General features: G+C 34.4%; 12 protein-coding genes. 8 read left to right on the top strand and 4 right to left on the bottom strand.

Annotated features, from left to right (window positions below; genetic code table 11):
* Positions 1-6: 6 nt before the first annotated feature.
* Positions 7-1,128, top strand: a complete 1,122-nt coding sequence (locus ACOXY8_RS10935; protein ID WP_458331630.1) for a hypothetical protein — start codon at positions 7-9, stop codon at positions 1,126-1,128.
* Here the strand turns inward: ACOXY8_RS10935 and ACOXY8_RS10930 are convergent.
* A complete protein-coding gene (locus ACOXY8_RS10930; protein WP_458331629.1) occupies positions 1,108-2,352 on the bottom strand; it encodes a hypothetical protein in 1,245 nt (414 codons plus the stop codon). The two genes, ACOXY8_RS10935 and ACOXY8_RS10930, sit on opposite strands and share 21 nt — an antisense overlap.
* Positions 2,353-2,381: 29 nt before the next feature.
* Between ACOXY8_RS10930 and ACOXY8_RS10925 the strand changes: the two genes are divergently transcribed.
* Together ACOXY8_RS10925 and ACOXY8_RS10920 are read left to right on the top strand one after the other, a co-directional pair.
* Positions 2,382-3,281 carry a glycosyltransferase family 2 protein gene (locus ACOXY8_RS10925; RefSeq protein WP_458331628.1) on the top strand — a complete coding sequence of 300 codons (900 nt, stop codon included), beginning with the start codon at positions 2,382-2,384 and terminating at the stop codon, positions 3,279-3,281.
* Between the two features lie 5 nt (positions 3,282-3,286).
* On the top strand, positions 3,287-4,024 hold the full coding sequence (locus ACOXY8_RS10920; RefSeq protein ID WP_458331627.1) for a class I SAM-dependent methyltransferase: 738 nt from the start codon (positions 3,287-3,289) through the stop codon (positions 4,022-4,024).
* Positions 4,025-4,026: 2 nt separating this feature from the next.
* Here the strand turns inward: ACOXY8_RS10920 and ACOXY8_RS10915 are convergent, their stop codons facing one another.
* Positions 4,027-4,917: an alpha-1,2-fucosyltransferase gene (locus tag ACOXY8_RS10915; protein ID WP_458331626.1), complete on the bottom strand. Its 891-nt coding sequence runs from the start codon at positions 4,915-4,917 to the stop codon at positions 4,027-4,029.
* Complete coding sequence (locus tag ACOXY8_RS10910) at positions 4,918-5,979, bottom strand: NAD-dependent epimerase/dehydratase family protein (protein WP_458331625.1); 1,062 nt, start codon at positions 5,977-5,979, stop codon at positions 4,918-4,920.
* A 182-nt stretch (positions 5,980-6,161) separates the two neighbouring features.
* Here ACOXY8_RS10910 and ACOXY8_RS10905 point away from each other — a divergent pair, with 182 nt between their 5' ends.
* From ACOXY8_RS10905 to ACOXY8_RS10885, 5 genes are all read left to right on the top strand, one after another.
* Positions 6,162-7,337, top strand: coding sequence for a glycosyltransferase family 4 protein (locus tag ACOXY8_RS10905; RefSeq protein WP_458331624.1), 1,176 nt, complete (start codon positions 6,162-6,164; stop codon positions 7,335-7,337).
* A gap of 85 nt (positions 7,338-7,422) precedes the next feature.
* Positions 7,423-8,568, top strand: a complete 1,146-nt coding sequence (locus ACOXY8_RS10900; RefSeq protein ID WP_458331623.1) for a glycosyltransferase family 4 protein — start codon at positions 7,423-7,425, stop codon at positions 8,566-8,568.
* Positions 8,569-8,680: 112 nt separating this feature from the next.
* A complete protein-coding gene (locus tag ACOXY8_RS10895; protein WP_458331622.1) occupies positions 8,681-9,217 on the top strand; it encodes a GNAT family N-acetyltransferase in 537 nt (178 codons plus the stop codon).
* A 97-nt stretch (positions 9,218-9,314) separates the two neighbouring features.
* Positions 9,315-9,740 (top strand): PaaI family thioesterase, encoded by a 426-nt coding sequence (locus ACOXY8_RS10890; RefSeq protein WP_458331621.1) that lies wholly within the window; start codon positions 9,315-9,317, stop codon positions 9,738-9,740.
* A 1-nt stretch (position 9,741) separates the two neighbouring features.
* A complete protein-coding gene (locus tag ACOXY8_RS10885; RefSeq protein WP_458331620.1) occupies positions 9,742-10,239 on the top strand; it encodes a DinB family protein in 498 nt (165 codons plus the stop codon).
* 319 nt (positions 10,240-10,558) lie between these two features.
* On the opposite strand, the gene ACOXY8_RS10880 is transcribed toward ACOXY8_RS10885, so the two are convergent.
* Positions 10,559-11,635 (bottom strand): acyltransferase family protein, encoded by a 1,077-nt coding sequence (locus tag ACOXY8_RS10880; RefSeq protein WP_458331619.1) that lies wholly within the window; start codon positions 11,633-11,635, stop codon positions 10,559-10,561.
* Positions 11,636-12,442: the final 807 nt, after the last annotated feature.

The following is a 12,442-nucleotide window of genomic DNA, read 5'->3' as shown; positions in this document are numbered from 1 at the left end:
TAAACTATGGATAAGTTGAAAATAGCCGTTGTCAAGCAGGTAGTTTACCAAGATTTGTATGTTGCAGCTAATGGTTCAAATGCAGCTGAATTGCTATTTTCTTCAATGGGTAGGGTAGGCCCTATAGGGTTTTTTACTTTACATAATGCTGATTTTATTATCACCAAAGAGACTTCGGATCCGGAATCGCGACATTGGGAAAAGATATTAGCCACTTGGTCAAAAAATGGTCCAGATGATTTTAGAAAATTAAATCATACTACGTTAGATAAAATTCCCGGACAAGAATTCAAAAGCCCGGGAGTTAATATTCCTCCGGGTGATTTTGCAGTGGAACCAAGTTCTATAGATTGGGCTAAATATGATGTGGTTATTTGTATGAATTTCGCAGTGCCACAAAGCATTATCTTACAGTATCCGAATGTCCTATGGACTTATATGATTGCTGAGGCAAATCGCTTTATGGATAAGGTTTATTATGATTATGACTGCTCATTAAATCAAGAGTCTAGAGGCATTATTGCTAATAGTTTGGGAATTCTGGATTTTCCCTACACCTATCTTGGTCCTTATTGTCTTGAAGAGATATTAAAAAAGGAGCTTGGCAGAGAGTCTTTAAAAAATGGTGTTTATGCGGAAGTGAATGTCGTAAAAGAAAGACCCGTAAAAATAATTCCTCATTATGAACCATTAAAAGATACCGGGCATCCTATTCGCGTTCATCAACAATTAATCAAGGATAATTTGCGCGAGGTTTTTGATGCAAAATACTTTCTGAAAGTAGGTGGTCGCCCAACTCGTGGCAATTCAGTAGCCGAGGCAATCTCCCTAGGAACTCTTGTATTGATGGCACCGGAGGATTTAATCCATACGCAATTATTACCCAAAGAAACTTGGGTAAGATCGGTAGCAGAAGCCAAAGAAAAAATCATTTTCCTAGATAATCATCCTGAGGAATATATTCGCTTATTAGCCTTGCAAAGGCAATTAGTTAAGCATTTTATACAAGATTGTCCTTGGCAGTCAATTGAAAATGCACATAAAGCAAAACTCAGTAGGGTGAGCATTACAAGTCCATTAAAATCGAAAAAAACACTCTTCTCTAAGCTATTTGGTTCTAAAAATTGAGAGATTTAATGTTTGCCCAAACCAAGGAGGCAATAGTTGGATAGTGAAATAACTAAGACCGGCAAAGATTACCCAGGTCAAAAGCTCTTTTATCACATTAAAGCCATTTAGGTATAGCCTCAATATTTGACCAACAAGATTATCTAGGTTTTGATCTCTGATTCCTTCTAAAAGATCTCCACCCAAAAGTCCACTCCAAAAGCTGATAAATATGGCAATTAGCAGTATTGTTCCTAGAAGTCTTTCTTTTTTGAGGTTCTCCGAATAAAATGTATCCAATAAAAATGGGATGGTGAAGAGCAAGAAAACTAATTTGTAATCAAAGTTTCTTCCAAGCATAAACGTGGTCAAAAAAAGCAAGGAGCCAACTAAAAAGTATATAGACTTTGTAGACTTATTTTGATTTTTATCTGAATTATTTATGAAAAACCCAATCATTATGAAAATCAGAATGCATAATATGGAACCTACTATTGTAGGGATTGCACCAATGCTCCATAAGTTGATACTATTGAATAAACTAAAAATTCCATGTGAGCCAAAAGACTTCCATGTGAGCCCACCAAACATTCTGTTTTGATGTGCAATCGTTTCAATAAATAAGTCCCATTCCAATAGTACACCCGCAGCTAATGCCGAAAGACCTAAAATAGTAATTAATAGACTCCTTGTTATTTTCTTGTTCCAAAGGAGGGCAAAAAGACTTGCAGGAAAAAACTTAAGTAAAGACAAATAAATAATTAATAGTGTGGAAAATACTGTTTGATTTTTTTGGACTAATTTTATCAAAAAGAAACAAGAAATAAATATTAATAAGTCCGGTTGTCCTCTTTCAACCGCAAATATTACAACGTATGAACCTAATAATAGAGAAAAGTATATTTTCCCATTTTTGATAGGAAATAGAGAAGCTATATAGAAAAAAGTGAGTCCAAGTAATATGCCTAAAGGGATATGCCAATCGATAGGTATTAAAACAAATGGAGCCCAAGCAAATCCCAATTGTCCATACTCTTCTATAGGTAAATTTCCATAAAAATAGTTTTTCGCGAATTCGATCGTGTCTTTTAGATCAGTAAAAATGATTGCTTCAGCTGGAACGCCGATAAATCTTAGTAAAATGCGGTAATCATTGAAAAAAGAATAGCCTATTAGGCAAGTTAAAATAGTTATTGGGAAGCTTAATATTTTAACTTTGTTCACCAGTTTGTTCTCAATAATCATTTTGATCGATAAATAATAAAGCAAGATTTTTGACAAACATAATTAAAAATACCAAACCCTTTTTCTCCATTTTATTACCAATATACAATAGGGAGGATTTTTTAGCTGAAACGATAGATACAGTATTAAATCAATCATTTAAGGATTGGGAATTAGTGGCCGTGGATGATGGATCTACTGATAAGTCAGTAAGTATTTTGGAAGCGTACGGTGATGATCGTATTAGGATAATTAAGCAAAAGAATGCTGGAGCAGGAGCAGCCAGAAATACTGCCATCTCAAATGCAAGTGGAGAATATTTTGCTTTTTTAGATTCAGATGATTTATGGAAGCCTAATCACCTCGAGTTACATCATGCAGCAATCGTAAAATCTAATTTTCAAAAAGCCTTTTTCCGTAGTTTTATTGCCTTTATTGAAAATGGTGCTATAAAGGACCATCAAAGTATTGTAGAGAATAATTTTAAAGATTCATTAGAGTACGCCATGCAAGTAGCGCTCTATCCAACGGCCTGTTCATTTCATCATTCCTTATTTGCCAATATTCGCTTCAATGAGCAAATAAAAATTAATATTGATGCGGAGTGTTTTATACGTGTGGCAGCCATTTCTCAATTTTTTGTGATTCCTGAACATACCGGGTTAATAAGAAGGCATCCTGGAAACTTAAGTGTGGCGGGTTCTACTAATTATCTAAGGCAAATCGAAGTTTGGTCTAAAATTCAAAGCTATCCAGAAGTTAAAACGCGCTTACCTAGACATTATATCAATAATTTACTAGCCAATTATCATTTTTGGTTATTTGCAGATAAAAAGCTTTCAAGTCAGAAAAGACTTTATAATTTTACTCGTTCTGTGGCCTTAGATAGACGGAAACTATTTAAATGGCAAACATGGAAATTATTGTTTAAATCTATTATCGGTACTTAATGAGTTTGATACATAAAACAAATAGAGCCATTTTAGGCGACTATAGTGAGGTTGGTTTAAACAATCTAACAGATAGACAAAACTGGATTAAAAATCAACTGCAAAGCATTCCCGCAGGCCTGAAAATATTGGATGCTGGAGCAGGAGAGTGCCAATACAAAAAGTACTGTAGCCATTTAAACTATACTAGCCAAGATTTTAATCAATATGATGGAAAGGGCGATGGTACAGGAATCCAAAATGGAGAATGGGATTATTCCCAAATAGATATTGTATCTGATATCATAAATATGCCTGTATCGGATGCATCTTTTGATGTTGTATTATGCACAGAGGTGCTAGAGCATATCCCTGATCCTATGGCAGCAATCAAAGAATTTTCTAGGGTTTTAAAACCAGGGGGAAAACTGATTATTACAGCCCCATTTTGCTCTATCACTCATTTCGCACCTTATCACTATTCAACCGGCTTTAGCCGTTATTTTTATGAGCATTGGTTTCAGGAAAATAATATTGCCATAGAATCAATAGACTATAATGGTAATTATTTTGAGTATGTAGCTCAAGAAATGCATTTCATGAAAATCGCCTCTGATAAGTATGCACCTCAAGTTAAAAAGGGGCTTTTATTTGAATTGGCCAGACGAATTATACTCTCCAAATTAAAGAAATTTTCTCAAAAAGGAAATGCTTCTAATGAACTGTTAGCCTTTGGTTTACATGTGATTGGGGTGAAAAAATAAATTTAAATCTTTATCCAGTCATCAGGACACAAATCCTTCGTGTCATAGCTTTTATCTTGATACCATAATTGAGGGGCTACTACAATTTTATTTGGATTATTATTTAGCCATGCCCCCCACCAGCCAAAAGTAGAATTAGGAATAATTTGATGTTTGCAAAGGCTGATTAGCTGCAAGTAATTACCAAACTTCCAGCCTTTGTGACGATGGTCAATTACCCTCCCGCCAATTTTAGGTTGTAGAACTTCTTCACACCATTTTATGTCATCGGAAAAAATATAAAAAGATGGATTTTCTACTTTTTCTTTAATTTTTTCAACCGCTGGGATTAAGTACTCAAGCCCTCTAAATCCTAATGTTTTACTATACACTGGGTGATTTACATAGTCACCTCTTCTAATGTTTATGCAAACGGATTGTGTGCTTTGAATCTCATTTGCCAAATCAGTAGAATTTGCTTCAAGCTCTTTACTAAATTTCAATTCGGAGCGTAAACTTCCTTCAGTTTCTTGAAAATATTTATAACTCTGCCAATTGCCAATAATGCATAAAGGAGGTTTTTGCAATGCTAATTTTGGATCAAAATGAAAATGTTTTTCAGCATAAACTCTATTCGGATATTTAAAATTAAGCCATTTTGCTTTTAGCTTTTGAGGAATATTTGAAGCGGGTGGATTAAAAAAAGCGATCTCTTCTTTTGTCGCCAATTCAGCTTTAATGTTAAATACATTAAGGTCAAATTCTCTCTTAACAGTTAATGGATCGTCCAAATTTTCATACAATAAACTTGTATCAATTTTCAGCTCACATCCATTTTTTGTCGCTAAAGCTTGTCCGGTTGCATACTGAAATAACTGATTGCCTAAGCCACCCCATAGTCTAACTACTATCATTTACTCTCCTCTTTCAGCTGCTGCAATCATTTCCTTAAGCGTACGTTCCATATCATAACTATACTTCCAATTGGGATAATCCTGCTCAAACTTGCGTACATCACTGACATACCAAATATGGTCGCCAATCCTCGCTTGATCAGATAAGGTATAGCTTAATTTATGTCCAGATAATTGCTCAATCATGGCGATGGCTTCAAGCATTGAAATATTGGCATGTCGAGAGCCACCCATATTGTATACAGCTCCGGGGATGGGCTTTTGATAATAATGCCAAAATGCATTGATCAAATCGTAACTATGGATATTATCTCGAACTTGTTTCCCCTTATAGCCAAAGATAGTGTAAGGTCGCTTATACACTGCGCACTTAATTAAATAGGCCAAAAAGCCATGTAGCTCTGCTCCGGAATGAGCCGGACCCGTTAAGCACCCACCTCTAAAGCTTACGGTTTTCATTCCAAAATACTGTCCGTATTCTTGTACCAATACATCTGCAGCAACCTTACTGGCGCCAAACAAACTGTGCTTGCAGTGGTCAATACTCATTTTTTCATCTATTCCATATTCAGCATAGGCGTGACTAGGATCTACTTCCCATCTAGTTTCTGTTTCAATAAGTGGGAGGTAGTTAGGAGTATCACCATACACTTTATTGGTACTCGTAAAAATAAATACCGCTTCCTGAGCAAATTTTCTAGTGGCCTCCAGCATTACCAATGTGCCATTGGCATTTACTGTAAAGTCTGTTAGTGGTTCCTTTGCCGCCCAGTCATGTGAGGGTTGTGCAGCAGTATGGATAACTAATTTAATGTCTGTGCCATACTTTTGAAATACAGCATCCATATCTTCTTGATTTCGAATGTCAAGGGATAGGCTTTGAAACTCAGGAATGCTGTCTAATAATTTCCGTTCATTTTTCTTTGTACTCGCTTCATTTCCAAAGAAATAAGACCTCATATCATTATCTATTCCTATTACTTTAAAGCCTTGCTGGGAAAAGAATTTTACAGCTTCACTTCCTATGAGACCATTTGAGCCTGTTACTATTGCAATTTTCATGGTTGAAATTAAAAATGAATTTTGAAAGAGAAGCAATCAACTTGTTATTTATTATTAAACTGCCCTAATTGAAAATTAATGATTCAGATTTCAACGTAGATGCTTGTAAAACCCGTACTTTCGTTAGCCTTACTAACCTCTGTTGTTGAGTTTTATAAAAGCAATTAATCAACTAAATTTAAATGGACCACCCTAATTCGAGTCTGGAATCAGTAGTTATTTATTCAGATTATTTTTGCAATAATACTACTACCTTTATTTATAATGAATTAATAGGCTTAAATGAGCTTTATGATATTACCTATTTATGTACAGAGAGATTAAATCAAGAGAAATTTCCATTTGATAAGGTTGAAGTTATACCTTTTCATGAAGGTAGATTGAAAAGAAAATTGAAATGGTGGTTAGAAATTAATGACCTAAAATTAAATTTCAGAAATAACTCATTTGCCAGAAAGCTTAAGCGTTTTTTTGAACTTAAAAACCCCAAAGTAATTCAATGCCATTTTGGTTATGAGGCACTTAGATTATTTCAAAACATGCCTTCTGAAATTAGGGAGGCTAAAATCCCAATTGTTGTGATATTTCATGGTCATGATGCTTCTTTTCATTTAAATAGAAAATCCTATGTAAGGGCTATAAAGACCATGTTAAGCCATTCAAATGTTTTCCCGGTATTTGTTTGCGAGTTTTTAAAGAAAAACCTTATTCAAAAGGATATAGATTTAAAATTGGCACATATCATTCACTGTGGTGTTAATACTGAATTTTTCAAGAGATATCTCTATCCGGATAGTTCTTCCCCATTTACTTTCTTTCAAGTTTCACACTTTGAAAAACGTAAAGGGATTAGGGAAACCATTGAAGCATTTGAATTATTGTTAAAGGAGAACCCAAAATTGCATGTGAGGATGATATTAGCAGGAGGTGGGCCGCTATTGGATGAAATGAAGAGTCTGGTTAGGCAAATGCAATTACAAGATTATATTGATTTTCCAGGCTGGATTGTCCCAAGTCAAACTAAAGTGTATATGGATCATGCTAATGCATTTGTTCATCATAGTTTAGCTATAAACAATCATACAGAAGGGATTCCTACGGCTATTATGGAGGCAATGTCTATGGAAATGCCAATTTTATCAACCTTTCATGCGGGTATTCCTGAATTAGTAGAGAATGGAGTGAATGGGATCTTGGTGCATGAAAGAGATATCTCAGCTTATGCTGATTCAATGAAAAAAATTATGACATGGGGATTTCTCCCGAAAAACAGGGAGTTGATTGTCAAAAATTTCTCTCATTCAGTTCATTTGGAACAGATGAATGCGTTATATAAAACACTAATCAAATCAATATAATTGTTTTGCCAACATGATTATTTTTAATTATTTGTAACGTTAAACTTGTTTCCCAATACAATAGGAATACCTGCCTTTTTAAAATATGAAAATATTAGCTGTCTCAGATTATTTTGGAAATCCTACAACAACCTTTATTTATAATGAAGTTGTAGGCTTAAGCGAAGTATTTGAGGTTAGCTATCTATGCACAAAGAGAAATAACCCGGATCAATTTCCTTTTGGAAAAGTCTTTGAAATTCCTTTCAAGGAAAATAGAATTGTAAGAAAGCTTAAGTGGTGGGCAGAAATCTATGATGTGAAACTTGATTTTGAAAATACAGCTTATTCCAAAAGGATAAATGCGTTGGTGGAGCAAATCAAGCCGGATATCATCCATTGTCATTTTGGTTATGAGGCACTGCGCTTTTATCAGAATTTTCAAAGAAGTAAATTTCCAAATACTCCAATCATTGTTTCTTTTCGAGGGCATGATGCATCATTTCATCTGGAGCGGAAGTCTTATGTTAGGGAGATTGAAAAGATGCTGTCTGACTGGAGAGTTTATCCCACTTTTGTCTGTGAGTTTTTAAGGGAGAACCTTAAACGAAGTGGAATTCAATTTAACAAACATTTGATTCTACATTCCGGTACTCGAACGGACTTTTTCAGAAGACAAAAGAAAGATCATCCAAAAGAGCCATTTATATTTTTTCAAGTAGCTCATTTTGAAGAGCGCAAAGGACAACTAGAAGCTATAAAAGCTTTTCAAAAGCTAATTGAAAAAGGTAGAAAGGCTAAACTGATTTTAGGAGGTGGCGGACCGGATTTAGCATCCTTAAAATCTTATGTTGAAGAGCAAGGCTTAGTGAAGTATATTGAATTTCCCGGCTGGCTAAACCGAAATCAAACTAAGGACTATCTTGAAAAATGCCATGCCTTTATTCACCATAGTATCACCGTAAAAGGCAATACAGAAGGAATACCCAATGCACTAATGGAAGCTATGTCTATGGAACTACCAGTTGTATCCACCTTCCATGCAGGAATTCCGGAACTCGTAGAAAATGGAAAACATGGAATCCTTGTCGAGGAAAGAGATATTGATGCCTTTGCCCAGGCAATGGAACAAGTAATGGACTGGGGATACCTTGCTGAAAATAGACAAAAAATAGAAGAAGAATTCTCTTTCCCAGCACACATGAAAACGTTAATTGATTTTTATAAACACTGCAATGAAGCTGGTTCATAGAATACATTGGATTAAGTTTACTACTGAAACTACTAAATATCTATATGCATTAATGGCTAGTTTATCACAAATATTTAGAAGATGAATTTAAGCTAAATTAGGTATTCGAAGTATGGATAAAATTGCAAATCAAAAATTCGATCCTCAGCCTGCTAATTTAAAAGATGAATTAATAAGCCTAAAACCACTTAGCAGTAATGATTTTGAAGACCTATATGCTGTTGCATCAGACCCTCTTATTTGGGAACAGCACCCTGAAAATGATCGGTATAAACGGGAGGTTTTTAGGGTTTTTTATGATGGAGCGATTAAAAGTGGAGGAGCCTTCCTGATCATTGAGAACCGCTCTAACAAAATAATCGGAAGCACACGCTATTATGATTATGATGAGTCCCAAGCACGAATTACGATTGGATTTACCTTTCTGGCGAGAGAATTTTGGGGTGGGATTTATAATAGTTCATTGAAAAAATTGATGTTAGACTATGCCTTCAAGTATGTGACTAGCATTATTTTCCACGTAGGAGCAAATAATATCCGATCACAAAAGGCAGTTTTAAAATTAGGTGCTAAACGAATGGAGCATCAACTTTCTAGTGTAGAAGCAAATTACCAATTTGTATTATCCAAAAGAGATTATGGAATTTGAATTTTAGTATTTAAGCTGAAGTTAGTAATGCAAATATATTGGCTATTAGTGGTATTTAATGTTCGCTTCAATTGTTTTAAAGGATAAATAAAATTATATGGATAATGCAGAAAGGGTTAGATTAAGTTTTGATCAGCAGCAATTCATGAAACATATTGGCGCAGAATTGAAAAGCATTGATATGGGATTTTGTGAAATACACCTGCCTTTTAACGCCAATTTGACACAACAAAATGGGTATTTTCATGCAGGAACAATAGGAACAATTGCTGATACTGCTGGTGGGTATGCTGCATACTCGACGATGCAACCTGGAGAATCAGTATTAACTGTAGAATATAAATTGAACTTGTTGGCTCCTGCGAAAGGTGACCTACTTATAGTACGTTCAAATGTAGTTAAAGCAGGCAGAACATTAACAGTATGTACCTCTAACGTATTTGTGAGAAGTAATGAAATTGAAAACTTATGCGCAACGGCAATGGTAACTTTGATTGCATTGAAGAATTACAAAACAAAATAGTATGGAAATCACCTCAATACAGTCATTTCTAAACTATTATTCAAGAATAAGAGAGCGAACAAACCGTCTAGTAAGAATTGTTCCGGCTGAGCATATTGATTTTGCATATATGGAAGGAAAATTCACCATTGGAGATCAAATAAGGCATATTGCATCAATTGAGCGTTATTTATTTGCTGAGATTATCGCGGGTCGCAAAAATCGTTATCCAGGTTGTGGAAAAGAATTGGCAGATGGATATGATAACATAGTGAAATATTTTAATCGCCTACACTCAGAATCCATTGCAATAATTTCTAGTCTAAGCACTGATGATCTAGACAGAAAATACACTACTCCCGACAACTCAAAAATAGCGGGAGGAAAATGGCTACGTGCGTTAATCGAGCATGAAATCCATCATCGAGCACAACTTTACCTATACCTAAATTTGCTTAATGTAACCACTCCTCCAATGTTTGGTTTATCAGCTGAGGAGGTCCAAAAAAGTGTTCTTTAATTTACTAAAAATAATAAACCCCACTACAAACGATGACAAGAAACTGTTTCATTAGCTACTCGGGAGAATAGCCCCAGTGGAGATCCTTGGGTCGGGACTGGAAGATCTCTCAGTACGGTTTCAAAATCAATGGAGCGTAGCATCTTACCCAGCAAAGCCATTACTGTCCAAGGGGGAACTTCTTTTTCAGTAAATTCAAATTTTATAGGCTTCAACACCGTAAGAAAATCTTATCATAAAAGCAGAAGAAATTCAGTGAAAAGAATCCTCTCAAAATAAATAGAATCAGTTACTTACAAAACAAACTTTCTAATGACCGTCATTGGAAATTTTGACTATCGACGGATTTGGGTTTATTAATAAATTGAAAACTGTTAATTCTTATTCGTATTGGTGATTCAATGTACTTAAAGCTAATTGCGGATAGAATAATTAAAATTGCTAAACTAGCGTAAAAAATAAATGTTAAATTATTCATATTTAGATATTTTAACACCATTGCTACCCAATTATAAACAGGCACTTGAAGAATATAAACACCATAGCTGATTTCCCCAAGAAATACTAAATGTTTATTTTTTAATATTTTACTAATTATTCCTGTATTTGATGATACTAAAAAAATTATTGGAACAAATATAAATGCCAACATTCCATTGTGGTAATTAATGCCATAATTAAATCTTAATAATATTATTAATACAATTAGCAAGATTATGATCTGCAAATCGGTATTTTTTGATTTCCCCATTCTAATAAAAATAAGACCAAAGATGTTGCCGACGAGGAATTCATTAAAATGCATTAATGGTGAATAGAATATGAAATCATGGCTTTTAGAAGGGAAACCTTGATAGAAGGATGATCCAAGCACAAAATGAAGAATACATTGACTTATTATAAATATTAATGTTATGTATATAAATAATTTTTTTATTTCAATTTTAGTGTAAAAATAATTGAATAATAAAGGGAAGGATATGTAAAAAAACATTTCAACAGATATAGACCATGCAGGTGAATTAAAAGAGAGTGCTTTGCCGGGTATCCATGCTTGGATCATTGTCAAATTAAAAATAAGTCCATTAGAATCTATTGGAATTTTCATTATAAGTTGAAAGCTCATTAGTAATATAATGGCCACTAAGTAAACCGGGTAGATTCTCGAAACCCTTCTTTTAATAAAATTATCGAATTGAATTCTTTTCTTTTGCCCGTAAGCAATAATCATTACAAATCCGGACAAAATAAAGAAGTAACTTACTCCAATACTTGCCTGTTGGAATATGAACGAAAAGACGTCCAAATTAAATGGAAAAATATTTGTTCCATAATGAAAGACTACGATTGAAATTGCTGCAATAAACCTTGTAAATGTTAATTGTTCGAGTCTCATTTAATTATTAGGGTATTTCTTTTAATATAGTGGTTATTCAAATAGGTCATGGATACCTATTAATCAATTTATTGTTTTTGATTGTAATTTTTGCCTAATAATGTTACATCTGTAAAAAAATACTTTCAAAGTAATTTGTATATAAATCTTCTTACATTGCTTAAATTAAAATAGTTAGGATCCTTTATATTTCCCTTGTAAACATACTTTTTTTAGTACCTTTATACAAGCCGATTAGCTCAAGACGAATCTAATTATTTTTTTGCAATACACCAACTGTCCAACATTTGAATGTCGAACCGCAGATAAATCGGATTTGCAATCTGACTCTCTTTTTTAACGACCAAGAACCCAAGCCCTCAGCTCCAACGGAGCGAAATATCCATAGCCCATTGTTTCAACCGTGGATTAATGGAATGACACAAACCATCCTCCCGCCTCAACCGTCTGAAACTATAAGAAGACCACCATCAACTGCTCTTCAAATCCAATAACACTTCTTCAACATTCTCTGTTTTTTGAATCATCTGCTTTCACCGCAATTGTCTGAACTATGATTAAAAATGATTTTTTGATAGACTATGATTTCCAGCTCCAACGGAGCGAAATATCATTAACCCACGGTGCAGCCGTGGGTTAAGCCAAAGCACAAATCATCCTCCCGCCTCAACCGTCTGAAACTATAAGAAGACCACCATCAACTGCTCTCCAAATCCAATAACACCTCTTCTCTTCAACATTCTCTGTTTTTTGAATCATCTGCTTTCACCGCAATTGTCTGAACTATGATTAAAAATGATTTTTTGA

It is taken from the genome of Peijinzhouia sedimentorum, from assembly GCF_049340005.1.
Classification (GTDB): Bacteria; Bacteroidota; Bacteroidia; order Cytophagales; family Cyclobacteriaceae; genus CAXBDP01.
The sequence above is the reverse complement of the archived record's forward strand: the minus strand, read 5'-3'. Positions and strand labels throughout refer to the sequence as shown.